Here is a 26,732-nt window from a genome sequence, read left to right on the forward strand (position 1 = left end):
GCACACCTGAATTTATATAGACGGAAGGGGTTTATCGGAATGGAACAGTTAAGCACAGCAGCAGCAGAGACGTTGCAGCAATGGTTGGAGGATGCTTCGATTGATGAAGCAACGAAACAGGAGCTTCGTGACTTGCAGGATCAGCCGAAAGAGCTGGAGGAACGTTTTTACAGAAACCTTGAGTTTGGTACAGGTGGATTGCGTGGAGTCATTGGTGCCGGAAGCAACCGGATGAACCGTTACACCGTAGGTCGGGCAACGCAAGGATTTGCGCGTTATTTGCTTGAGCAGCATGGTGATCAAGAAGGTAAACCTTCTGTTGTCATTGCTCATGATTCCCGTCATTTCTCACCTGAATTCACACTGGATGCTGCGCTTGTACTGGCTGGAAACGGCATTGTAGCCAAGCTGTTCCCATCCCTGCGTTCAACTCCTGAGTTGTCATTCGCAGTGCGTCATCAGAAGGCAACTGGAGGGATCGTTGTAACAGCGAGCCATAACCCACCGGAATATAACGGATATAAGGTCTACAATCATGAGGGCGGTCAATTGGTACCGGCTGAAGCGGAAAAGGTCATTCAGTACATTCAGGAAGTACCTTCCCTTGCTGATGTGAAGAAACTGACGCAAGAAGAAGCAGAAGCTCAAGGGCTCCTGATCTGGTTGGGTGAAGACCAAGATCAAGCGTTTGTGGATACCGTAGCAAGCCGCAGTCTGAGCCGCGAACTGATCCAATCCGGCATAGGCCGTGATTTCAAAATCGTTTACACACCGCTGCACGGAACAGGCAACATCCCTGTACGTCGCGTACTGGAGCAGATCGGATTCGAGCAAGTGCACATTGTAGCTGAACAAGAACAGCCGGATGCTGAGTTCTCTACCGTGAAATCCCCTAACCCGGAAGAACGCGAAGCGTTTACGCTTGCAATGAAGCTGGGAGAATCCGTAGGCGCTGACATTCTGATCGGAACAGATCCGGATGCAGACCGTATGGGTGCTGTCGTGAAAGACAATGATGGCAAATATTTCGTCTTGTCCGGTAACCAGTCTGGTGCCATTATGGTACATTACCTGCTCAGTCGCCTGCAAGAGACGGGTACACTTCCAAGCAACGGTGCGGTTGTGAAAACAATCGTAACAAGTGAGATGGGTGCTGTTATTGCTGAACATTATGGTGCAGAAGTGATGAACACACTGACAGGTTTCAAATATATCGGTGAAAAAATGAACCAGTTCGAAGCAACAGGCAGTCATACATTCTTGTTCGGATATGAAGAGAGTTATGGCTACCTTTCCGGTAACTATGCCCGTGACAAGGATGCTGTCCTTGCCTCGATGCTAATTGCTGAAGCAGCTGCGTATTATAAGAGCCAAGGCAAGACGCTGTATGATGTCTTGCAAGAGCTGTACAACCAATTCGGATACTTCTTGGAGAAGCTGGAGTCCCGTACGCTGAAAGGCAAAGACGGCGTAGCTCAGATTCAAGCCAAAATGACGGACTGGCGTTCTAATCCACCACAAGAAGTAGCGGGAATTGCTGTACAAGATGTACTGGACTACTCCCTTGGTCTGGACGGTCTTCCGAAGGAGAACGTACTGAAGTTCATTTTGGCAGACGGTTCATGGTTCTGCTTGCGTCCTTCAGGAACAGAACCGAAGATCAAAGTATACTTCGCCGTGCGTGGAGAGAATTTGGAAGATGCGGAAAGCCGGATCGAGCGTCTGGTGACTACAGTGATGTCGCGTGTAGACGCACAATAATACAAATGCAACAATGAGCAAGAACATGAGAAGGCCTCTCCGCACCGTAAGGTTGGTTGGCGGAGGGGTTTTTCTTTGAAATAATATTACAGATGGATCTATATAAATTGAACTGAACATTTACACGAGAACGTAGAGGGCAGAATAACCTGAAGAAGTGAAACGTTCGCCTTTATCACCAGATTTTCACCTTTATTAAAAGTGAATCAAAAAAATCGGGGGATAACAGCGATCGGAAGGTTGTTCTGCCATCGAAGTGGCGAGTGTAAATAATGCTTTAGTTCAATCTATATAGCATATAAGAGGGCTTGTTGACACAAGCTGTTTGTAACCTATTGTATAAATGTTAGATGAACGAATTACTTGAGATGAACGTGCATTTGGTTCCAACACTTGAGGAGGTACATGTAGTGCGTCAAAAATGGCTTTATTGGAATAACGCTTCTCGGAAGTGGTTGTGGCTCGTCGTTATTATCGGTCTGGTCGCGTCCATCCCTGTCATCAGTGATCGGGTGCAGACAGAATCTTCTGCCAAAAAGGTGGAGCTTGTCTTTAACTATCGAGGACTGCTGGATATCTCAGCGTATCAGGCACATCCGCAAGATTTCATGAATGAACAATTGACTCGTCTAAAAGACGCAGGCGTAACAACGATGGCTGTGTTCGAAAGTACATTGGACGAGCTGAGAAAGACACGCCGACTAATGGTATATAACGGCCAGGATCTCGCGAACCTGACCAAAGATGTGATCCCTTCTAATGCAAATTACACGTATGTGTTATTTACATCAGAGGAAAACGCACAGACGTATACCCCTATTATTGAACAAACGTTCGCTGATCGGCAGATTCCGGTAGTACCATGGGAATATGAAGGTCGTAGCGGCTTAATATTGCAGACTCCTCCGGAGAATGCCAACATGCAGCCTTTGCAGCCCGATCCGGTTGCCGTGAAGATGCTGCGTGATAAAGGTTTCTACATTTTGCCGCGGATCTCGGACAGTGTGCCATACAGCCAAGAATCGATGGAGCGCTTGCTTACCTTCTTCGAACAGAATGGCGTAACGCGCATCTTGTTTGATGGTGATGCTGTGAAAGGGTACAATGATAATGAAGAGATGAAAAGTCTCGACCAATTCGCACAGTTGCTGAACAAGCACAATATTGGTCTTGCAGCTATCGAGAACTTGAAGAAACCGCAGTCTGGGTTCGAGACCCTTGCATATAAAACGGATTACAACGTTACGCGTCTGTACTCGCTTAGTGATGGAGATGCCAATCTGGACGTAGACACGATTGCTGACCGTTTTGTTCTGGCAACCAAGGATCGCAACATTCGTATGCTCTATATGAATGCATCGCCAAGCCGGAATACAGCAAAGGCTATGATTACAGATCCAATTGAGAATCTGATCAATAGTCTGGGTGAGCCGGGTCATGCGGTAGAACGCATGGCGAAGCATGGATTCGAGCTAGGACAAGCTGAAGCATTTACAGTTAAGGATTCTTCGATTCAGCGTTATGCCAAGCTGGTTGCTCTTGTTGGTGCAATTGCCATGATTGCACTTATGGTTTCTTATTTTATCCCACTACTGACTTTGATCGCATTTGTGGTCGCTTTGGTGGGCAGTGCAGGATTGTTCCTTTTGAAACCAACGCTGCTGGAGCAAGGAATTGCCTTGCTTGTGGCAATCGCCGCGCCGACCATAGCGATGGTGCTGGCCGTTCGTACAGTGAACTATCAGCAACAGCGTCAACCCGACGCATCTGCGGGTCGTCGTTTGAAACAAACGTTGGTGTTATATGTAAGAACTTCAATTCTGTCATTCCTGGCGGTACCTTTTGTCATCGCATTGCTTAACAGTATTACGTACAGTCTGGTGATTAACCAGTTCCGCGGCGTGAGTCTGTTGCACTTTGCACCTATGGCACTGGTAGCGATCTATATTGTGTTTTATCGTGGTTCAGGTTCGTTCTCTATTAAGAAAATTAAAGAAATGCTTCGTATGCCAATTAATGTTTTAATGGTTGTTTTGGCGCTTGTTGCTGCCGTTGTTGGGTACTATTACTTGAGCCGTACAGGCAACTCGGGTTCAGTAACACCATTGGAGATGTTCCTTCGTACCACGTTGGAAGATACGTTCGGTGTACGTCCGAGATTCAAAGAATTTATGCTGGGACACCCGCTATTTATCGTTGGCGTGTTCGCCGCTTTAAAATATCGTAAAGTCATCTTTGTGCTCATTATTGCAGCGATTGGGCAATTGTCCATGGTGGATACGTTCGCGCATATCCATACGCCGGCTGTATTGTCACTCATTCGTGGAGTGATGGGATTGGGACTTGGCTTAATCTTCGGTATCATTGCTGTGGGTGTGTGGCAAGTAGCGGAAGGATGTTGGAAAAAATGGTCACCACTTCTCAAAAGTTAGTCATCTCGGGGTATTACGGATTCCGCAATAGCGGAGACGAAGCGGTGCTAAAGTCGATTTTGACAGCGCTGGAAGAGGAAAGCCAAAGGTCGAACATAACGATTGAACCTATTGTTCTCTCGGGTGATCCCGACTCGACAACCGCCATGTACGGTGTGCGCTCCGTGCATCGTATGAAATTGAAGGAAGTCCGTGAAGCACTCAAAGAGAGCGACGGGTTAATCAGTGGCGGAGGAAGTCTATTGCAGGATGCAACTGGACTGAAATCCATTCCTTATTATCTGGGTGTAATCAAGCTGGCCCAGTGGCTGAAAAAACCAACGTTTATCTATGCACAGGGGATCGGCCCTGTGAATCGTAAAATTTTTAATCCAATGATCAAATCGGTCTTTAAGGCCTGCACCTATGTATCCGTTCGGGATGAACAATCTGCAGACTACCTGCGTGGGCTCGGGTTACAGTGGAATCAGATCCATGTTGTACCCGACCCCGTAATGGGTTTGCCATTACCTGAAACAAAAGTTGAGAGGGGCGCAGGTGCTGTCTCAGCAGATGCTGCTACTCAAGCTAATCGAGTGGAACCTTCAACTGGAGGACATACCAAGCTTCCTGTGATCGGCGTATCGGTACGCTTCTGGGAGTCAGACCGGAAGGAACTTACGGCTATTGCCGCAGGATTGAAAAAGCTGTGCTCCAAAAGAGCGGTGCACTTGCGTTTTCTGCCATTTCATTTGCCGGTTGATGAACAGGCATCACGATTCCTTATGGAAATGCTAGGTGATGTGACCAGCAAAGGCAGCGAGATTAGCATCACAGAAGATCTGACCGACCCTCAGCTTATGCTGGAGGAAGTCAGCAAGTGTGATCTTGTCATCGGTATGCGTCTGCACAGTCTGATCTATGCAGCTTCGCAATATGTGCCTCCGGTGGGTATCTCGTATGATCCGAAAATCGATCAATTCCTGCTTCGTCTGGATAGTGAACCAGCAGGCAATACGGATACACTCGATGGCGACAAACTCGCTAAGACTGTCGTTGGACTGCTGGATCAACGTTCACAGTGGTTGAAGGAACATGAAGAAGGCATCACCCAACTGAAGCAGGAAGCCAGAGTGCCTGCACAGCAGATTATCAACTATTTAGGCCGCAAAGGATGAGATAAAGATGAGTCAGACCGGATCAATACCTACCGTTTCGATCTACGGCATTCCTTTTTCCAAACTGACGATGAAAGAAACGGTAAAGGTTCTCCAGGAAGCTGTGCTGTCCAAGCAGACACCACATCAGGTCATTACAGCCAATCCCATTATGGTTATGGCCGCATTGGAAAATCCCGCAATTATGGAAGTTATGCAAGCTGCGGAATTGATTGTTCCTGATGGAACAGGTGTCGTATGGGCTGCAAACTATTGTGGAGATCCTGTAGCTGAGCGTGTGCCGGGTTTTGAGCTTTTACATGAATTGCTGCGTGTTGGAGAAAACTATCGATGGGGCGTATATCTGCTGGGTTCCACCCCTGAGGTGATTCAAGAAACGGCAGTTCGGTTACAACAGCAGTATCCGGCGATTCGAATTGTGGGTTATCGCGACGGTTATTTTGGTCCGGCTGAGGATGAACAGGTCGTCGCTTCCATTCGAGAAGCAGCACCTGATCTGTTGTTTGTAGCACGTGGGGCCGACACCCAAGAACCGTGGATTCACCAGCACAAAGATGCACTACGGGTTCCTGTAACCATGGGCGTTGGCGGCAGCTTTGATGTGATTTCGGGCAAAACCAAACGTGCGCCTATGCTGTTCCAAAAGTTAAGACTGGAGTGGTTCTATCGCTTATTGCGTGAACCAAGCCGGGCTGGACGGATGCTTGCGCTTCCGAAATTCGCTGTTAAGGTGATGCGTGACAAAGAAAACGTGACGAAAGTCCGTTAAAAACAGGTAATTGCGAGATAAATGCGTGTTTTTGCTAGAAATTGAGGATGGCTTTTCGGGTGTGATGAGCGTATAATTCATTCCGGATTACATGTGCGCCACTCCATGAAAACAGAAGCGTTACACTTGGCACTACGATTGCAAGGCAACCTGTCGATCGCCGTTATCCCCAGATTTCTTTTTATCCTTTTTTAAAGGATGAAATCCGGTGATAAATGCGAACGTTACACTTCTCTAGGTTTTCCTTGCACTCTCCGTTATCGTGTAACAAGATTTTTCATCAAAAGTGACTAACAATAATTTTTTATATATAAAAAGAGATCAGGGGATTTATAATTTCGTACAGGTATTATAATTGGGGGTCGAATGTTCAAATGGTAGCGATCTTTATCATTGGATTTATCGTGTCAATGGGACTGGCTCTTGCCCTGACACCACTTGTCAAAAAGTTCGCAGTCCGCATTGGCGCAATGGATACGCCGAATGCACGTAAAGTACACACACGGATCATGCCACGTCTTGGTGGTCTGGGGATATTCCTGGCCTTTATTATTACAGTTGCTGCATTGCTTCCGTTTGTATCGGCATGGTTCACGACTCGTGATATGAGTTTTGTCAGCGCGTTTCTGATTGGTGGAACAATTATCGTGCTGATCGGCGCACTTGATGATCGGTTTGAACTATCGGCCAAAGTGAAGTTGCTTGGTCAGATCGTTGCTGCTTCTGTCGTTGTATTTGGATTTAATATCCGGGTAGATTTCGTTAACATTCCGTTTCAGGATTCCTACTCTTCACTCGAAGCTTGGGTATCCATTCCGCTGACGATCTTCTGGATCGTTGGTGTAACCAATGCGATTAACCTGATTGATGGTCTGGATGGTCTGGCAGCCGGTGTATCTGGTATTGCAATTGGTACCATTGCCGTGATGTCCTTCCTGATGGGTAACATGATGATTGCCTTGATGTGCCTTGTGTTGCTGGGTAGTATTATCGGATTCCTCTTCTTCAACTTCCACCCGGCCAAGATCTTCATGGGGGATACCGGATCACTATTCCTTGGTTTCTCTCTGGCGATGCTGTCCATGCTGGGATTCAAACAAATTGCTATCGTGTCCTTTATTACACCGCTGATCATTATCGGTGTGCCGCTCTCGGATACCTTCTTCGCGATTATTCGTCGTGCGGTACAGCGGAAACCGATTTTCGCACCGGACAAAGGTCACCTGCATCACTGCTTGCGTGAACTTGGATTCAGTCACCGTCAGACGGTGCTGATCATTTATGGAATTGCCGCATTCTTCGGAGTTCTGGCGATTATCCAATCTTCCGCTGCTATGTTCGAAGCGAACTGGGTAACATTCGTGGTCATCTGTATCATGATGTTCTTCCTCCAGGTGGGAGCAGAAGTCATCGGGCTTGTTAGCAAAACGAGAAGACCGGTTATTAACTTCCTGATGCGCATGCGCGTCAAGTTGAATCCGGAGACTCGTTCGAAATCATAAATAGATAAATGTAATGGTTACAGCTATTCTTGAATATTATTCCAGACCCAACCTTATCCCTAGTGGATAAGGTTTTTTGTTTATTTTGAGATTTTTACTAAATAATTGGAACCTTTTGCCGATATATAAAGGTAACTGACTTAAAAGAGGAGAGATGATACGTAATGCAACAAAAGAAACGGCCGTTGGTCTGGATCATGTTGGTCACCATGGTGTTCTCATTGTTCCCACAAGGTCTATTCGGTGGGGCTGTTGCTTCGGCTGCAGACGGTGATCCGGTTGGATCTAATGCTTATACCACATATTTTACGCCAGATCTTAGAACATTGCGGGAGACCGCTGCTCTATCTATAGTTCCAGATGCAACCAAGGCTTTCTTGACACGTTCGAATGCATATACAACCTCAACTTCAGCAATTACAATTTCAGGTTCATATGCATTTGTATCCAATACGAGCTTGAAGGTTAAGGTTGAACAACTAAATTTGGTGACTGACGGCGACGATAGCAAATGGGTACCGGACTCCACTAAATCAATCACAACGGCTGTTACTGCTGATCCAAGTGGTAATAACAAATTCACAGCCAATAACCTGAATCTGTTCCCGGGATTCAACCGAGTTACTTTCTCTGGTAACCAGGGATCAGTTGAACGGTCAGATACATTCTATGTATTGTACGATCAGGCTCCATTTATAGAGAGCTTCCAAGTGTTTACGGACAGTTCCGCTACAGGTGGCAACAAGTCTTATAACCTGAATGAGGGTTCCAATACGGTTGTAGATACACAACGTGTGTCCATTCAAGGTAAAGTACAGAACTCTACACTTGTAAGTGTTAAAGTGAACGGCGGGGATGAAATCAATGCCTCCATGCTGCAAGATGGGTCATTCTTCTTGCCACAGCTAGCATTAAAAGCAGGACTGAATAATCTGAAGTTCAAAATTTCAAGTGCATCCAATGCCATTGAAACTGAACGTTCGATTTACTACTTTGATAAAGACCAACCATTCACAGATTTGAAGGTACAATTGGGGGGCCAGAATAAATCTATTCTCGACAGTAATCCGGTATTTACGGGTACAACCCAAACAACAGCAACGTTAACCGGACAGGTCCTGCTTCCGTATTCAGCTAGCCCTAATCCCTTTAGTGCAACGAACGGCCAGATTACATTATCAAACGGGAACCTGACACAACCAACAAATTTTGAAATTGAAACAACACCTGCTGATGAAATACTGATTACAGGGGCAGATGGTGTAACGATTGAATACCGATTGGTTAAATTCCAGGTTAAAACGCCTTACAATCTTGAGGTAGATGGAAATGATCCGAAAAAAAATCAAACGTTGCGTATCCGCCTTGCATACGGTAACTTCAGTGCAGGCTACAATGCAAGTTATACCTACTCGGCTGGTTCACAGGATATTTCTGAAATCTACTTCCTGCCTGACTATGTTGCAGGTACAGCTGTCGATTCACAAACAAAGCTTGACGGTACGAAACTTCAAAAAAATGATTTCTTCATTATGGTAGAATCCAGTGAGCCCATTACGAGCACTGCAACGCTTGTGGGTGAATATTTACCAACAGGTACTACAAAGCTTACAATTGACCCTGTCGATACTGTTGATGCGATGAAACTGAAAAATAACCAAAAAATCTATAAAGTCTCCGGTTTTCTTGGTGGAGACCAACAAGTACGCTTTTACTATGGTAGTCCGACAAACTTGCCTAAGATTGTGAAAATTTCTTATGTAACAGCGAGCTCTATTTATGTGGAAAGTCTTCAAAACGGACAAACCTACACTTTTAACTCCAAGAGCAGTACGGATAAGCTTACGTTAAAAGGTCGTTTCATTGGTTTTAAAACCCTAGGCGGTGATAACTTTGTCGCGGAAATACTTGTAAATGGTAAAAAATTCACAACAACAACAGCATTCCCGAAAAAAGAGGATGGAACGTTCAGTGTGGACCTTCCGGTCTTGAAATCAGGACCGATTGTCTATGGTGAGAACACCATTCTGATCCGTGCTACGGACGAGGATGCGAACAAACTCCCAATCACGATCTCGACTACGTTGAAGATCAATGTCATTGACCAGAATCAATCAACAGTGACATCATTCATGCCTACGCTGATTCCTAAGGACTCACGTCAGCAGTTTATCAACAAACCAATCACGCAATATGAAGATGATGAGATGAAGCGCATTTTCTCGGTTACACCTGAATTTGCTTTCAAAGAAGACAAGTATGTAACAAGTGAAGAGAATTATGATCTCGTCATTAATGGCGGTGGCGCTGATATTGTGAATGTCTACTTCGGTTCTGATAAAATTTTCACTAAAGAGCTCACAAGTACAACGATTTTTGAAGTGAATCAACCAGCTACAGCTGGGTTGCCAAGCTATGATATTACAGGTAATAGCGATCTTTTCCTTGCACGGATTCAGAATCTTAAGTTTGATGTACCAGGAACACATGTGTACACACTCGAACTCATCAACAGCACAGGTGCGAGAACGACACAACGTCTTGAGATTGTACGTGAACCTTCGTCTTACCGTATTTTGTCTCCACAACCTACGGTAGGTAACAACATCGTTGTGAACAAAAACTTTGTTCGTTTCGATATTGAAGCTGAGGGAGCATCCCAAGTATTAATTGGTAAAGAGCCTGCAGTTAAACGTACTGACATGAATAACCGTTTTGTATTGGATTATGTAGGACTCAAAGCAGATAAAAATAATGCAATCAAGATTCAGATTATACGCGAGGGCGGCACGATCAACGATACAGTCAATGTGTATTATACAGGTGCGATCGCGATTGATTCACAATTCATGGCTCCTAAGGTAGCCAACAAGTACACCGTGTTCAACAAAAATGTGGTGCTTTCATTCCCGAAAGGAACGGTACTGCAATCGACAACAACAAGTGGCATGGTGAAGTTCTATCCAGACAATAAACTGTTGTTTGGTATCACTGATCCAAAAGATGGGGTTGTAGAACGGAAGAATGACTACGGTAATGTTATCGGGGTTAATGCAGATGACAGAAGTACCAATGGTGCCAGCGTAATCCGTATTCCTACCGAGTTGTCGAGCTTCTTCGCCTCGGTGATCAATACAGCCAACTTTACTCAAGTATCTGATATTTACTGGATCAACGGAGGTCTGGGTGAACTGGGGGATCGTGGTACGAACGGATACAAAGCAGGAACGAACGGAATCACGCCGTATTCCATTGATGGAGAGTTTACTAGATATGCTCAAGAGCGTATTCTGACCCCATCCCAGCGCGGAACGTTAACACTGAGCTATGATCCATCCATTGTTGACGATGTAGGGTCTACGATTACGGTATATCGTTACTCTGATGACTCTAATGTAGGTAAATGGGTTTCCATAGGTGGTGCAGTGGATACGAAGAGTCACACCATTACGGTGCCGTTTGATGAATTTGGTTATTATAAAGTTATGAAGCAAAGTCAAAGCTACCCGGATATCACGAATCATCCATGGGCACGGAACTTGCTGAATGCAATGTATTCCAAAGGAATTATGAATCCGCTCAGAACCAATGCATTTGGTGCGGATGATCAGACAACACGTGGTGAATTTGCCACTTTGCTTGTCAAAGGTATGGACATTCAACTGGTTAAACCAAGTAAAACAACCTTCACAGACGTTTCCGAGAACACCAAATCGGATCGTTGGACGTATGAAGCGATTGAAACAGCAGCACGCGCAGGTATTGTTCAAGGACTTAGCGATGGCTTCTTTGGACCGGATCAGCCGGTTACACGGGAGCAAGCAGCGGTTATGATTGCACGGGCGATGAATGCCAAGCTTGCAGCCAATGACAGTAAGCTGACGGCTACTTTGGCCAAATCGTTCCTGGATTCAACATCTATCGATTTCTATGCACGACCAGCCATTGTGGCGGTTACCAAAGCAAAAATCATGGAAGGAAGCCCTGTAAATATTCCAGGTGCAACCAAAACGCAATTCCAATTCAATCCAAAAGGGAATATGACTCGTGCAGAAGCAGCCAAGATTGCTGTAGAATTGCTTAAGAAGAGCACGAAGTTATTCCCTAAAACATTGAGCTAATCTAGCATAGTTGAAATAATTTTAGGAAGGACCTGTCCCTTTTACTAAAGGGATGGGTTCTTTTTATGACTGTAGAAGAGCTTATATAGAATTCATTTATAATAGAAGAAATCTGTTTTTTACCAATAACTATTTTTGTAATTTGCTAGAGATTAAGATACAATAACGGTAAATACACAATGATCTAGAGGGTGAAGTTAGCTAATGAAACCGATTTATTCGAGAGCCCAACTGGGCTACATGAAGGCAAAGACACAGTTTGAGAAGCAGGCAGTCATTCTGGAGAAAAAGTTGGAAGATACACGTAAGACAGAGGAGATCTCTCAGGAAGTCATGGAAGGACTTGTACAGTCCACTGGCTTCCATGATGCGTATAACAGTCTGGTTCTGGCCGAGAATGAATTGATTGAATGGTCTCACACCACGATGAAGCATGAGAAGACATACCGGGAGAACAGACAACCAATTGATGATATGTATCTGAGATTGAACAGTGATCCGAATATGCGTGCTCAGATTATTGAGCTAGCGATGAAGATCCGCTAAGTCATAGTCACTGATCCAAGAAGAGGGCCTTGAGGGCCCTCTTTTTTATTTTCAATTTTGTAGAATTTGTCGCTTCATTGTGGAAAATAACGGGTATAAATAAACGTCCACATCATTCCTTACACAGGGTGATTACGGAGGAAACGTCATAAATACAACTGCATTAAAGGTTTTGAACCCGTTAAAGACCCGCACTGCACCAATACATAAACAAATTCAAAACTTTTTTTGAGGAATCCGCAACTTTTTGAAATCTGCTGCGTTTAAGATGTAGAGTCGAAAACATTGGGCAACTTACCAAGAATGACCTCGTGAAGAATCTTGTCTATTTATTAGAAAAAATTGCTTTACGGCACGAGAGACCCATTGTATAATACGTAAGGTAGGATTAGGAAACTACTCTATTTACGTATGATTCTATCATTTATTCCTGTTTACAAGTTTCTGTGATATGCTCACAGACATCATTTATATTAACTTGCTCATAACTCTGGAAAGGGGGTGCGACAATAGAATGAGGAATACGAGCGACCCTATTAAAGAAAATTCCAATGTTATGAACGCCCAAGGAGGAGACAAAAAGGTTATGAAGAAAATTTTATCCGTAGCACTGTCTACAGCAATGGCATTCTCAATGTTTGCATCTGTAGCATTCGGTGACACAGCAGTAACACCACAACAACAGTTTGATGCATTGAAAGCAAAAGGTATCTTCAATGGTTACCCAGATGGCACAGCTGGTCTGGACAAAGAGATGACTCGCGCTGAGTTCGCAAAAGTTATCACTAAATTGCTTGGTCTGAAAGAGATCACTGGAACTCTTTCTTACACAGACAAAAACTACACAGCTAAAAACTGGGCTGTACCTTACATCGAAGCAGTAACTGCTGCGGGTATCATGGAAGGTAAAAACGTAGAGAAAAAAATCTTTGACTTCAACGGTAAAGTGACAGTAGCTGAAATGGCTACAATCTTGACTCGTGCACTTGATCTTGAAATCCCAACTGAAACTAACAACAATGCAGCAGCATGGGCTAAAGGTTATGTTCAAGCAGCGATCAACGCAGGTCTGATCGACGCTAACGCTAACTTCAGCGGCAACGCTTCCCGCGAATTGTTGGTAGGTGCAGCTTACTCTATCGATCAAGCTCAAAGCTTGAAAGTAGAATCTTACACAGTAACTGAAGCTGGTAAAGTAGTTGAGTTCAAAATCAGCGACGGCGAAACTGTAAAAGTAACTTTGGATAAAGCTCTTGAAGCTAACAAAGAAACTGAAGTGAAATTCACTTACAAAGATAAAGAGTTCACTGAGAAAGTTACTTATGTAGTAACTACAGCTACTAAAGTACAAAGTGCAACTGCAACTAACCTCAAAGAAGTAGTAATCAAATTTGACGGTAAAGTTGATAAAGATTCCGCAGAGAACGTAGTTAACTACACTCTGAGATCTGGTAAAGTGGTTGATAGTGTAACACTTTCCGACGATCAAACTTCTGCAACATTGCTCTTGAAAGACAGCGCATTGACTAACAACCGTGTTGATGCAGTAACTGTTTCCAACGTAAAAGCTGGAACAGCTACAGTTAGCGCTACTAACGTTGAATTCACAGCAGTAGATAACGTTCTTCCAGAAGTTACATCCGTACAATCTCTGGGAACTAAATCTGTTAAAGTAGTATTCAGCGAGCCAGTTAAAAACGTTGCTCAATCCAACTTCACTTTGGATGGCAAAGAGTACTTCGGTAAAGTAACTGTAAGCAATAACTACAGAACAGTTGTATTGACTCCATACAGCACAACTTCATTGGCTGTTGGTGATCACAAACTTACAGTAAGCGGCGTTAAAGACTTCGCTGACTTCGTATCTTTGGCTTCTACTCATGACATCAAAGTTGTAGAAGATACTACTGCTCCTACAATTGCTGAAGCAACTGCAACTTTGGAAAGTGTAACAGTTACTTTCTCTGAAGATGTAGATGTAGATACAATTGATGCTGCTAAAGTTTACTGGAAATCTGGTACTAACAAAATTACAGCAGTAAGCAAAAAGCAACTTGCTGATAACAAATGGCAGTTCACTTTCGGTGTTAACAGATCCCTTCCAACAGGTTCAGTTTCGATCTTCGTTGAAGGCGTGAAAGATTACTCCGGAAACCAAATTGCTGCAGATACATCTGTTGTTGTAACTCCAGTAATTGATCAAGTTCGTCCAGAAGTTGCTTCTGTAACTGCTGAAGACGCTAAAACAATCAAAGTAACTTTCTCGAAATCAGTGGATGCAGCTAGTGCGCAATTGAGCACTAACTACACTGTAAAAGATAAAGACGGAAAAACAGTTACAGTACAAAGCGCAACTCGTGACACTCTTGACACTAAAGTTGTTCGCGTGAAACTGTACACTAATTTGTCTGTTGGAGACAACACATTCACGATCCAAAACGTGAAAGATGACACTAAATTGCAAAACACAATCTTGGATTACACTGGTAAAGTGAACTTGGCTGATAAAGCTGCTCCAATCATGGAATCCAAAACAGTTAATACTAACGATCGTCGTGTAGTTGTTAAATTTGACAAAACTATGGATATCGAAAGTTTGACTAACTATTCTAACTACTTGGTTAGCATCGATAGCCAAACCCAATCTTTGACTCCTGCAATTGCGGAAATCACTCCATTCCAAGATGGTTCAGCGGTTTCAATCAAATTCGCAGAGAGCTTGAATGGTAAAACTGTAGCTTTGGCTGCAGGTACAGGTTCTGCAACTCAAACAAACTTCAACTCTTTGACTGTATTGGCTGTTAAGAGCAACACAGGTATTGTTCTTAAAGAATTCACTCAAGGTGGAGCTGCCAACCAAGTTCTGTTGAATGCTAACACTTCTATTGCTTTGGAAGGAAAAGCAGAATTGGTTGACAGAAGAACTGTTAAACTCAAATTTAACAGCGGAATCAACAATTATTCCTCTAGCCAAGCAATCGTTAACGCACAAAATAATCCAGCTGTATCAAGCATTGAAGTTAATGGAACTTCTACAGTAACAGTTAAATTTGCTTCTGATCTGAAAACAGATGGTAGCGACCTTAACTTGACTGTTAGTTATCCACTTCTGACAACTAATGCTGGTAATGTTGGTGCAGCAGGTACATCAGGAACAGTTACAAATGCAGCTAACTTCACTGACTCTGTGAAACCAGTTGTCGAGAAAGCAAATGATTCTTATGCTTTCGAGAAAGTAGCTAATAGCAATAATCAATTTGTAGTTGTATTCTCTGAGCCAGTTAAATCCGCTTCTGATGATCTTGCTGCTGGTGCATTCACTATTAACCGCAATAGTGACAACGAAGAATTGAAAGCTGCTAATGGTGACTTTAAAGTTGCCATTGGAACAGGCGCTAATGCAAACAGAGTAACTGTAACTGTTAATGATCTTGCAACTCGTACAGATGCTACTGCTTATAAAGTTTCTGTTAAAGAGAACAATATCATCACTGACAATGCTGGTAACTCTGTTGCTGCATTCGACGGTATGAGTGCTGAATTGGCTGAAACAGCTACAGCAACTGCTGATCAAACAGCTGTAGCTGCAGAAAAAGCTGCTCTTACTTTGTCTGTTACTGATCCTACAGCTGCTGCTACAATCGCTCTTCCAACAGGTACTAACGGAACTACAATTGCTTGGAGTGGAACAGGTGTAACTGGTAACACATACACTGCAGTTAGACCAGCAACTGCAACTCCAGATGTAACAAACGTTATTACTGCAACTATCACTAAAGGTGCAGCTACTACAACTCAAACATTTGATGTAATTGTTCCTGCTGATGCTGGTGCTGTTACAGTAACTAAAAACTAATTATTAGTTTTAAAGCAAGCTAGGTTATCCTAGCTTGCTTTTTTTTGTTTAACAACATCGTAACTTTCTCCCCTTCCCAAACGTTTATACTATAATAGCACCAAGCAACTTATGGGAGGTTTGGAAGTGGATCAAAAGAAAATGTTTGTGAGCTTGCTCGCGAGTGCAATGTTGATTAGTTCAACGGCTGGCATTGCCATGGCAGCGAGCACAACCAATAAAACGTCTGCCACCAGTTCAAATAGCAGTACATCGAAGAAAACGACATCAACCACGAAAAAGGTTGTACATACACTCGGTAACCTATCGGCTGTTAAAGTGACAGCACGAAGTTCCGTAAGATTAACAGATGTAAATATCTTGGCACAGGATGATGGTAATGTGGTTACGTATACATTGTCTTATAAGAACAATGACAGCACCCCAATGATGATGCTCGATTACTGGAGCAAAGTGAAAACCAAGGGTGGAACATCGTTCTCGCCTAAACTGATCGCAAAAGATCAGGAAAAGAAAACAGTCGCGCCTGGATCAACAGTTGACCTGACCTATGTCATGAAAGTGGGTCGCGAGGTAAAACTCAGTGATCTGAACTTCCTCATCGTGAAATGGGATTTCAGTCAAGCTAACTATGAACGTACGCTGGGTAAGTTTAACGTCCCCGCATCCTATAGCATTACTACACCTGTAGGTAAACCAAAGACGGTTCGTCTAAGCGACTCTGCGGTGAAGGTGAAAGTATCTGGCATTAAAGTGTTTCCAGGTGAAGATAAGAAACAGTATGTGAAAATTGGCGTGAATTTAAACAATATCAGTTATAAATTGCTTGAAAATCCAAATATCAAATGGATTTTGCGTACGCCAAGTGGTACGAACTATCCTTTAACTCCGGATAAAGACAGCACGAGTGTCAGCATTCAGGCTCAAGCTAATAAGGCCCTTAATCTGATGGCATCTCTCCCTACGTCAGTGAAGCTGCAAAAGTCTGAGCTGTTGCTTGTAGAGGAACAGGGTGAAGAGAAAAGTGTTCTGCCTGTTGCTGCATTGCAATTGCCAGAGGCTAGCAAAACGAATGTAGAAGTCGCCGCCAATCAACCAAACATCATTTCTGTTGAAGGACAACGATTATCGACATTGCTTGAATCTGCCAAAGTCCGGATCGAAGATGGTGAGTATAGTCTTAACCTTCAAATGAAACTCAAGAATGAAGGCAAGAAAGCCATTAAGGTGCCAACATATACCTTCGAGGTACGGAATACAGACGGAACAGTATATCCGATCGAAACCAAAGCTCTGGATACATTGAAGTTGAACCCCGGCGATATCAAGACAATTAAGCTCAGTGTAACCCTTCAGGGTGATGGTGATACAAGCAAAATCAAGCTGTATGTAATGAGTCCGGTAGACAAAAATGAGAGCACAGAATCGACAACCTCTGCTCCAACGAATGGATTTGTTTTCTCCTATCCTGTGGGTGTCTATGCGATTCCTGAATCGGTATCCAGTGGAGATGGATTGACGACCGAAACTGTCGTTAAAAATAACAAAGGTACATTTGGTGTGTCTTTTGGATCGTTACAGCGTTTGCCTTGGCTTGATAGTGATATTATTGCCGCAAAAGTGACCATTCGTAATGCAGGTAACAAAACAGTTCAACTTCCTGAACTTGAAGCGATGTTTATGATTGATTCTGCTGAGATTGAAGGAGACAAGAAGTTAATCTACACACAAAGTGGCAAGCTTCTTGGAGCCGGCATGACAACTGAGGCTTACCTGTTGACCAAGATTCCTTCTGAATTACGTATTTCGCGTCTCGAACTTAGTCTGAACGAGAAAGTTAGTGAAGAAGAAACGAATGAGTGGATTACATTGAATACGTCTGGATTAATTCCACCGGTATCTTATGTTGGAAGCGGTAAGACATATACTTTGGGTACTGCTGATAAAGAGACCGAAATGGGTGTGCGGAGAACGATTCGTTATCCGGGAACGTCATCTGACATCGTATATACCGAATTCGAAATGACGAACAAATCACTGCGTCAAAGTGGTCTCGGTAAACTGGTAGGTTACTTCAAAACATCGGATGGCCAGTATTACAGAGCAACAGCGAAGCAAGCAGAGCGACTGCCTGGACCGGGTCAGAAGTCGATTGTTACGTTCTGGGCTAAGATTCCGAAGTCCGTTACCTTCTCTGACCTGCGTCTAATTGTGGGTGAAGGTATTGCAGACAGCAAGTTTGTAACGGGTGAAGGAGAAGCGACTGCTTATGTGAATGCTCTGGCATTTGAAGTGCCGCCAACTTCCATTAGTGTTCAAGGCACGCTGACTAATATTAATCTCTATCCTTACTCCTGGACTGCCAACAGTGTGAGAGCATATCTGGCAGGCAGCTCGTCTGTACAGATCGAGATGAATTACAGCTTATCCCGTAATGAAGAGATTGAGATGGGTGAGAACGAGCACAAGTTAATCCTTACAATGACGGACCAAGCAGGTAAATCATATGAGAAAGAGCTGACTTTGGGAACCGATCTGAAAGTGGGAACCAACCAGACACTGAGCTGGAGCATAGAAGATAGCTTCTTCGAGAAGTTGCGTGGTGGTTCGTATCGCTTAAGCGTAGATGATCAGTTCCAGGGACAACGTATTCGTCTTGCAGAGCAAAGCTACGGATATGACCTGACCAAACTTCCGAAGGAAGAGCCTGTTGATTTGAGATAAATGCACATATTCGAATAATCATTAGATTTGTACACAAAACCTCGTTTCCACCTTAACGGAAACGAGGTTTTGCTTGTCGCATCCCTATTTTTTCTCTATAGTTAAAGTTAATAGATTACCAGAGGAGGAAAATGATTCACATGAAACCTTATATGAAAGTATCCCTTGCAGCGCTCGCGATTGGTGTTGGCGTGTGGGTTGGGTCGGTATACAGCAATACAGCCATCGGTGCTGGTACAAGTCAGCCAGGAACAGCAGACGATCCGGTTGTAACTAAGAGTTATGTAGACCAGCAGATTCAGAAAGCATTAGGTGGTGGCGTTAGCACTGGTTCTGGCAACTCATCTGGTAGTAACTCCGGTTCTACGGGATCCGGGAACTCAGGTAGCACAGGTGGAGACACTTCACTTCCTCCACTAGTTTCAGGCGCTTCTGATGCCGTTGAGATCGTAACGGTGAAGCCGGGTCAACAGCTGATCGGCAAGTCTGGCGCGGAGTTCATTGTACGTAGCGGTAAAGCTGTGATCGTCAGTGAGGGTACGAATGGTGTAGCTGATCTGACGGATGGGATTGATCTGACGAATGGACAGGCAGCGCCGACCAATCACCTGCTCTCTTTTCCAAGGGATGGACGGGGGATCGCCGTCTTGGAAGGAAACAAGTATAGCCTGACTGTAATGGTTCGTGGTGGATATACTCTGAAATAGGATTTGTAGCTGTTAAAGGAATTATTCATTAGTTATACATTTCATTTGCTCAGATTACCCAGTTCTAACAAACATTAATACGGCTAGCCAGCCTTGTTCCTGCTCACTCTATAACTGTTGACAATCAATTAATGGAGGTGCAGGAACCATGGCTAGAAGCAATCGCAAAGTGGTACCCGAAAGTCGTCAAATGCTGGATCAGATGAAGTATGAGATTGCTGCAGAGTTTGGTCTCAATGTGGGTTATGGTGGCAGAGGTTTGGCTGGTGCGGATACAGAATTTGGATCTGAACTGGGTGAAGTGAGTGATCACTCTTATGGGCAATACAAAGGGTGGGGACATCTGACTTCCCGCGAGAATGGATCCGTTGGTGGAGAGATCACAAAAAGGCTAATTCGTCAGGCAGAGCAGCACTTATAGGGCATTTTCCTTACCCCATTTCGTTTGACACGTCTTGACAAATACGTTAAGATGGCACTTGAGGTATGCAACCTTTTCCACTAGGGAAAGGTTGATTTTCGTTTGAGGCAATTACCTGAAAAATCCTTATCTTCGTAACTGCGGACCCTGGGTCCTTATTCCATTTTGGAAAGCTTCGAGGGTACAGTGAACGAATCGCTGTCATGTTTTGTTCGGGCAATCGCCATACTATTAGTTATGGGAGGTTGAAACTTCATGTCTGTTAAAGGCCGGCATCTATTTACATCGGAGTCTGTAACCGAAGGACATCCGGATAAAATCTGCGATCAGATCTCAGACGCCGTTTTGGACGCGTTCCTGTTGAATGATCCTAATGCTCGTGTAGCGTGCGAAGTTTCTGTAGCCACAGGCCTTGTGCTTGTTATCGGTGAGATTAGCTCAGCGTCTGAATATGTGGACATTCCGTCCATCGTTCGTAATACAATTAAGGAAATTGGGTACACCAATGCCCAGTTCGGTTTTGATTATAACACTTGTGCAGTTCTGACTTCTCTGAATGAGCAGTCCGCTGATATTGCCCAAGGCGTGAACGCAGCGCTTGAGAACCGTGACCCGGAACAAGTCGCTCGTGAAACAGAAAACATTGGTGCAGGTGACCAAGGTCTAATGTTCGGTTTTGCAACGAACGAAACACCTGAACTCATGCCTTTACCAATTGCATTATCCCACCGTATCGCACGCCGTCTGGCGGAAGTGCGTAAGAACGGTACACTGGAATATCTTCGTCCGGATGGTAAAACGCAAGTAACGATTGAATACGACGGTGACAAGCCGGTACGTGTAGATACAATCGTTGTGTCTACTCAGCATGCTGAAGAGACTCTACTTGCGCAGATCCAAAAAGACATCAAAGAACACGTAATCTTGCCTGTCGTTCCAGCTGAATTGCTGGATGAGCAGACTAAATATTTCATCAACCCAACAGGACGTTTCGTTATTGGCGGACCTCAGGGAGATGCAGGCCTTACTGGACGTAAAATCATCGTAGATACCTACGGCGGTTATGCACGTCACGGCGGTGGTGCGTTCTCCGGTAAAGATCCAACAAAAGTAGACCGCTCCGCAGCATATGCAGCTCGTTACGTAGCGAAAAACCTTGTTGCTGCAGGTCTTGCAGACAAATTGGAAATCCAGCTCGCTTACGCGATTGGTGTAGCCAACCCGGTATCGATCAATGTGGATACATACGGAACAGGCAAAGTCAGCGAAGAGAAATTGGTTGAGCTTGTGCGTAACAACTTCGATCTTCGTCCGGCTGGCATCATTCGTATGCTGGATCTGCGTCGCCCAATCTACAAACAAACCGCTGCTTACGGTCACTTCGGCCGTACAGACCTGGACGTACCTTGGGAGCAAGTGGATAAAGTAGACCTTTTGAAAACTCAAGCAGGTCTGTAATTAGCTAAAAGTAAGTGGATTATCAAATGAAGCCCTTGATTCCGTTGTGGAATCAGGGGCTTTTTGCATCTTTTTACAAAATAAAACACCATACATTTCCATTTTATTAATTGAAAATCTCCCTCTGACCGACATAAATATAGAGGTCTGTATATCAGACAATTAGGGAAATGAGATAAGGGGGAAGGTTGGGTGTTTGTGAAAAAAATGGCCCGCAGGGGATTAGCTAGTCTTATGATTTTGATGTTAGTCACTCAAGGAGTACTCGCCGGATGGGTAGGAGTAGAGTCCACGTATGCCGCCGATGAGTTGACGGGAAAAGGGATTAGTACAACGTCACCTGCTGTGAACGAACAACAGGCAAGTGGATCAGCACCACTAACGATTGATTTTATTAAGCCAGTAAAGAAAATCGACGCTTCTACAGAGGAAATCTTTATACAACGAGTCCAGGATGAATCCATTGTAACAAGAGTTCCTGTAACGGATGCAGCTGTGACTGTTGTTGCAGATGATGCTGCTATTGCGGGTTTGGGGAAACGTGTGGAAATCCAGCTTCCTGCATCTCTGCCTGGAGGTTCATTCTATGTTAGGATAGGTAGCCAGTCTTTCGTATATGGGGACGGTCAACCGGTTGAGGGATTGAACAAAGAGTGGACATTCCGTACAGCAGGAGTTAGTACAGCTCGATTAACAGGGCAGTCACCTCTTAATGCGGCATCCAATGTGTCTCCTTCAGCCAATATCCAGCTTACGTATGATCGGGCAATGAAGGTCGGTGCAGGCAAGCTTCAGATCTATAGTGGCAGTACATTATTGGAAGAAATCGATGCCAATTCAGCCCGAATTAGTTTCAACACGGCGAGAACAACGGTGACGATTGATCCAGTGAACAATTGGGCGAATAACAGCACGATTTACATAGCAGTACCGGAAGGTTTTTTGCGTGATGACATGAACAATGATACGGGAGCCATTCAGCGAACTACATGGGGATTCAATGTGATATCCGATCCCACAGCAGTGACCGTATCCACCCTGTCTCCTGCAAACGGAGCAACAGGCGTATCGCTCACCAATGAATTCACTCTGACATTCAACAAAGACCTGGACCGGAACTTTACAAGTTCGGCTACAGTTAAGAATGCAAATGGCGGAATTGTGGCTTCAACCACGTTAATTAATACGTCCAACCCTAGACAGTTGCGTATTATCCCGCAAACCACTCTGACAAGTAACACAACGTATACGATTGATATTCCTGCGAATGTGTTCCGGGATCAGACGGGAAATCTGTTTACTGGTCTGAATGGAGCCACATCGTGGACCTTTAGAACACTGACCGTAGACACAACACCACCTGTGCTGAAAACAGCCAAAATGTACAGCAATACGATCATTCGATTAACGTATGATGAGCTACTCTCTAGCCTTGATCCGTTTGCTTCCAGCTTCACAGTGACGGTTAACGGAGAAAACCGGAATGTAAGTTCTTCCTATGTTTCAGGAGACAGTGTGTACGTTGTTCTGGATACAGGTGTAGCCGTAGGGCAGGTTGTCCGCATTGCCTACGCACCGGGAACAGGAACACGTAAAATTCAGGATTTGTCTCTTAACGCGGCTCCAGCATTCGGAGCGAGAGATGTAGAGAACAGTCTCGATTCCATTATGTCTAAACCACGCGAAGGAACAGCTTATTACAATACAATCAGTCTGTACTATCCAGAGACCGTCTATATCAACTCCAGTGATGCTGTGAGACAATTCAGTGTTACAGCAGACGGGTCAGCGGTGGGCATCAGCAGCATATCCACCAATAATAGTTCGTTGGTAACGCTTAGTCTCAGTCGTTCCATCCAGAATGGTGAAGTGGTACAAGTATCCTATGCGCCAGGAACATGGCCAGTGAAAGACAGTCGTGGTCAAGCTCTTGCTGGATTCAACGGGTTCTATGTACGTAACAGTATTGATACGAAACCACCTGAGTTCAAGAGTGCAGAAGTGAGTGGTACGACGATGTGGATCAGATATAACGAGCCGCTGAGCCGGACGAACAAACCACTCAAGAGCCAATATTCCGTATTGGTAGATGGTAAAGCAGTATTTGTGAATGATTCCGAGATTGAGGATGATATGATTACATTGACGCTAGCCAACACAGTTGCCAGTACTCAAAACGTAACCTTTTCTTATGTGCCAGGCACCCTGCGGTTAACCGATCTAAACAACAATCCTGCAGGATACGTTAATCTGGCTCCAGTAAAATATACCTTTGGTAACGGGAAAATATTGTCGGCTACTCTTCAAGGGGACAAAGTGTATATTAACTTTCGAGATGCGCTTCAGGCTCAGACGGCTTTAACGGCTTCGCAGTTTAGTGTGCAGCTTGGAGGAACAACAACGAATGTTCTGAACGCTTCGATATCAGGCTCGATCGTGACTCTTAATCTTTCGAACTCCGCAACAGCAGGACAGACAGGTACTGTCAGCTATACTCCGGGAGCAGTTCCACTACGTGATGCGTTGAACAACACCATTGCTGCTTTTGGACCGCTTGCCCTGCAACAAAATGGCAGCAGCTCGACAGGCAACCAGACGAACAGCCGTCCTTCTTGGCTTACAGAAGAAGACTCGTCAACTTATGGGCAAGCTCTGCTTGTGATGAGTACCGATACGGCAGCTACAGCTTCCATGATGTCACGCAACAATCGCTCTACTCGTCAGTTCAATGTAGACGGGGCCAAGCTTTTGCAGGCCTTCCAGTACGCAACAACGACTGGCAAAACAACACAACCTGTTGTATTTGAAGTCCCTGCCAGCGAATCGTCCGCTTATGTAGGGTTCCCGCTGAATACATTGGCTCAGGTTGCATCGAGTAACCGTACAGGTTCAATTGGTGTCAAATATGGTGATCGTCTGTGGATGGTCCCACTATCCAATCTGAATGTATCCGCAATGAGTCAAGCTGTAGGGGGAAACACAACGAACACGGATGCCTCCTACTTCTATGTACAGGTGGAGACGGTTCCTGTCTCCAGTTCAGGTACGATAGATGGAATGCTGGCGGTTGCAGGCGCACAGAAACTTGGTAATGTTACAGACATCTACCTATCTGCGTTTAGTGGAAATACGAATCAACGGGTAGAACAAAATATCAAAAGCCAGCTCGCGATGCAGTTGCCTGTAAACACACCTACAGCGACTTCCGGGTTTACGTATATTGATCCCACTACACTGATCCTGGCGAATGTGCCACATACATTTGCGAATGCAACAGGAGGTTTGGTAGTTAAAGGACAACTAAACGGTAACCAGACCATAGTGCCTGTCACTCATTCTGTGAGCTATCAGGATACCTCCAGCCATTGGGCAGGTGCAGTCATCAAAGAGTTATCATCCAAGTGGATCATTGGGGCCACGAACGGCTCCTATTATGGACCTAATCAGAAAATAACGCGTGCCGAGTTTGCCGAATTGGTAGCCAAAGGCCTTGGTTTGAAAGGAGATCAGACTGCTGCACGTCGTTTCCGTGATATTCGTGGAGGAGATCTGACCAGTGCCTACATTGGTGCTGCGGCAGAAGCCGGAATTATTACAGGCAACACGGACGGTACATTCAAACCGGAAAGTGAAATCACTCGTGAACAGATGGCTCTTATGATGGTACGTGCGATGAATTACGGTGGGAAAACAGTCTCTCTTCAATCTTCGGCTGCTACCACTCTATCCAAGTTCAAGGACAGCAACAAAATCCAGTCTAAGGATTCTGTTGCCAAAGCGGTGCAGGAGGGAATCATTCAAGGCATGACAGCCAGAACGTTTGAACCTCAGGGAAATGCAACTCGTGCACAGGCTGCAGTCATGTTGAAACGGGTTTTGGATAAGTTGGAATATCTGTAATAGTAATTAGCTTTTTTATCTTAGTGAAGCGAAATCGATCAGGGGAATAAATTCAACTGATTGGTTTCGCTTTTTAATATCATAAATCATGAATTTCATGGATAGAGGGTGTAGATTTGCTCAAAAAAATACTAGTATTCTTCTTTGCTGTAGGTTTAATATCCATACCATCATTGGTTTATGCTCAAAATAATAAAGAACCCATACAACTGTACGTGAATGAAAAGCCTACAGACATTAAACTGATAACAAAATCAGGGACGGTGTATGTTCCATTTCGAGAGTTTATTCAACTAATGGGGTACCGAGCGGACTACTCAATAGAAAGTCGTGAAATTTTTGCTAGAACGGATCATTCGGAGACATATTTTATACCAGATGTAGGATACTCTGATGATAAGGAAGGATATATTGAGTTGGAAAAACCAGGTATACTCATTGATGGGAAATTCTATCTTCCTATTCGATTTGCTGCTTGGTATACAAAACATTCGATGGCTTATGATCGAAAAGCAAACACTGCGCGAATGGTAGCGTACGGCTATGGTCAAGAACAAGCGATTCTCGATCTGGTGAGGGCGTATGATAGAGCATTTACTGTAAAACTACTAGCTTCTAAACATATGCAGAGATTTTATCTGACTGAGAGTTGGATTGCACCCCAAGAAAGAGAAATCCCTGATCGAATCTACAATGTTGATATAACAAGCATTACATACGAATCTGCGAACCAGGCATTATTGTACGTTACTTATATTCATAATAATCAGGTAATAAATGACCAACATGAGGTCGTATTTCGAATTATAAAGGAGAACAATCAGTGGAAAATACTTCAGGATCGATATCTTTCCAGTAATACTGCGCTTCCAGAAGATATCGATAAATCTGTAAATATAGTAAAAGAGAATTTTAATGATGAGCAACAAAGAGTCCTATCTGACTTAAAGACATATTATAGAGCATATAATCAGAAAGATTTTGATTTAACGTATAAATATACTTCGCCATTTGATATTGAACGAATTAACGCAAATGCAGTTGATGAATGGAGGACATGGGAGCACATTACAAGAGCTTCTTTTGAGTATGGAGACACTACGTATCATATGTCTAATGAACGAGTCGTGTTCCTTGGGGAGAAGCAGGCTGTTGTTCATGCAACCTTGGAATGGAGCTACATTTCAGAGAACAGAGAGCAGAACCATTCTATATATGAGGCGCTGATCTACCTCGATTACGCCAATGGGCACTGGAATTATAGTTATGATCATGACATTGGTGTGAACGAAGAGGACCCCAATCGAATGTTACCCGAAATTCATTTCCCAGAGTTAAATTGAAAATATAACGAATATCAGTATACAGATAAATTCCC

The 26,732-nt window shown here is 44.2% G+C and carries 14 protein-coding genes; all 14 read left to right on the forward strand.

The genetic code is table 11. The annotated features are described in order from the left end of the window. The first annotated feature begins 39 nt into the window (after nt 1–39). The 14 genes from MHB71_RS28075 (at nt 40) to MHB71_RS28140 (ending at nt 26,697) form a co-directional block, all read left to right on the forward strand. Nucleotides 40–1,761: a phospho-sugar mutase gene (locus MHB71_RS28075; protein WP_340028245.1), complete on the forward strand. Its 1,722-nt coding sequence runs from the start codon at nt 40–42 to the stop codon at nt 1,759–1,761. 410 nt (nt 1,762–2,171) lie between these two features. Further along, a complete protein-coding gene (locus MHB71_RS28080) occupies nt 2,172–4,193 on the forward strand; it encodes a DUF5693 family protein (protein ID WP_340028246.1) in 2,022 nt (673 codons plus the stop codon). Beyond that, complete coding sequence (gene csaB / locus MHB71_RS28085) at nt 4,169–5,350, forward strand: polysaccharide pyruvyl transferase CsaB (protein WP_340028247.1); 1,182 nt, start codon at nt 4,169–4,171, stop codon at nt 5,348–5,350. The genes MHB71_RS28080 and csaB overlap by 25 nt, the downstream gene beginning before the upstream one ends. A 7-nt stretch (nt 5,351–5,357) precedes the next feature. Beyond that, nucleotides 5,358–6,119 (forward strand): WecB/TagA/CpsF family glycosyltransferase, encoded by a 762-nt coding sequence (locus MHB71_RS28090; RefSeq protein WP_340028248.1) that lies wholly within the window; start codon nt 5,358–5,360, stop codon nt 6,117–6,119. Nucleotides 6,120–6,493: 374 nt separating this feature from the next. Further along, complete coding sequence (locus MHB71_RS28095; RefSeq protein WP_036667762.1) at nt 6,494–7,621, forward strand: MraY family glycosyltransferase; 1,128 nt, start codon at nt 6,494–6,496, stop codon at nt 7,619–7,621. A 164-nt stretch (nt 7,622–7,785) separates the two neighbouring features. Then, nucleotides 7,786–11,742, forward strand: a complete 3,957-nt coding sequence (locus MHB71_RS28100) for an S-layer homology domain-containing protein (protein ID WP_340028249.1) — start codon at nt 7,786–7,788, stop codon at nt 11,740–11,742. Nucleotides 11,743–11,946: 204 nt separating this feature from the next. Next, a complete protein-coding gene (locus MHB71_RS28105) occupies nt 11,947–12,288 on the forward strand; it encodes a hypothetical protein (protein ID WP_076332560.1) in 342 nt (113 codons plus the stop codon). 586 nt (nt 12,289–12,874) lie between these two features. Continuing rightward, nucleotides 12,875–16,144: an S-layer homology domain-containing protein gene (locus tag MHB71_RS28110; protein WP_340028250.1), complete on the forward strand. Its 3,270-nt coding sequence runs from the start codon at nt 12,875–12,877 to the stop codon at nt 16,142–16,144. A 126-nt stretch (nt 16,145–16,270) separates the two neighbouring features. Further along, nucleotides 16,271–18,868 carry a hypothetical protein gene (locus MHB71_RS28115; RefSeq protein WP_340028251.1) on the forward strand — a complete coding sequence of 866 codons (2,598 nt, stop codon included), beginning with the start codon at nt 16,271–16,273 and terminating at the stop codon, nt 18,866–18,868. A gap of 140 nt (nt 18,869–19,008) precedes the next feature. Beyond that, nucleotides 19,009–19,575, forward strand: a complete 567-nt coding sequence (locus MHB71_RS28120; RefSeq protein WP_340028252.1) for a hypothetical protein — start codon at nt 19,009–19,011, stop codon at nt 19,573–19,575. Nucleotides 19,576–19,723: 148 nt separating this feature from the next. After that, nucleotides 19,724–19,996 carry an alpha/beta-type small acid-soluble spore protein gene (locus MHB71_RS28125; RefSeq protein WP_017691962.1) on the forward strand — a complete coding sequence of 91 codons (273 nt, stop codon included), beginning with the start codon at nt 19,724–19,726 and terminating at the stop codon, nt 19,994–19,996. A gap of 255 nt (nt 19,997–20,251) precedes the next feature. Next, on the forward strand, nt 20,252–21,454 hold the full coding sequence (gene metK / locus MHB71_RS28130) for a methionine adenosyltransferase (protein WP_074092510.1): 1,203 nt from the start codon (nt 20,252–20,254) through the stop codon (nt 21,452–21,454). Between the two features lie 192 nt (nt 21,455–21,646). Further along, nucleotides 21,647–25,354 carry a SwmB domain-containing protein gene (locus MHB71_RS28135; RefSeq protein WP_340028253.1) on the forward strand — a complete coding sequence of 1,236 codons (3,708 nt, stop codon included), beginning with the start codon at nt 21,647–21,649 and terminating at the stop codon, nt 25,352–25,354. A gap of 116 nt (nt 25,355–25,470) precedes the next feature. After that, nucleotides 25,471–26,697 carry a stalk domain-containing protein gene (locus MHB71_RS28140; protein WP_340028254.1) on the forward strand — a complete coding sequence of 409 codons (1,227 nt, stop codon included), beginning with the start codon at nt 25,471–25,473 and terminating at the stop codon, nt 26,695–26,697. Nucleotides 26,698–26,732 lie beyond the last annotated feature (35 nt).

The sequence above is a fragment of the Paenibacillus sp. FSL H7-0940 genome, from assembly GCF_037979415.1.
Classification (GTDB): domain Bacteria; phylum Bacillota; class Bacilli; order Paenibacillales; family Paenibacillaceae; genus Paenibacillus; species Paenibacillus amylolyticus.

Bases quoted from the DNA above. Each gene is read 5' to 3' on its own strand.
- MHB71_RS28100 (WP_340028249.1), top strand. From the start codon at position 7,786: ATGCAACAAAAGAAACGGCCGTTGGTCTGGATCATGTTGGTCACCATG.
- metK (WP_074092510.1), top strand. From the start codon at position 20,252: ATGTCTGTTAAAGGCCGGCATCTATTTACATCGGAGTCTGTAACCGAA.
- MHB71_RS28090 (WP_340028248.1), top strand. From the start codon at position 5,358: ATGAGTCAGACCGGATCAATACCTACCGTTTCGATCTACGGCATTCCT.
- MHB71_RS28095 (WP_036667762.1), top strand. From the start codon at position 6,494: ATGGTAGCGATCTTTATCATTGGATTTATCGTGTCAATGGGACTGGCT.
- MHB71_RS28125 (WP_017691962.1), top strand. From the start codon at position 19,724: ATGGCTAGAAGCAATCGCAAAGTGGTACCCGAAAGTCGTCAAATGCTG.
- MHB71_RS28075 (WP_340028245.1), top strand. From the start codon at position 40: ATGGAACAGTTAAGCACAGCAGCAGCAGAGACGTTGCAGCAATGGTTG.
- MHB71_RS28110 (WP_340028250.1), top strand. From the start codon at position 12,875: ATGAAGAAAATTTTATCCGTAGCACTGTCTACAGCAATGGCATTCTCA.
- MHB71_RS28120 (WP_340028252.1), top strand. From the start codon at position 19,009: ATGAAACCTTATATGAAAGTATCCCTTGCAGCGCTCGCGATTGGTGTT.
- MHB71_RS28105 (WP_076332560.1), top strand. From the start codon at position 11,947: ATGAAACCGATTTATTCGAGAGCCCAACTGGGCTACATGAAGGCAAAG.
- csaB (WP_340028247.1), top strand. From the start codon at position 4,169: ATGGTCACCACTTCTCAAAAGTTAGTCATCTCGGGGTATTACGGATTC.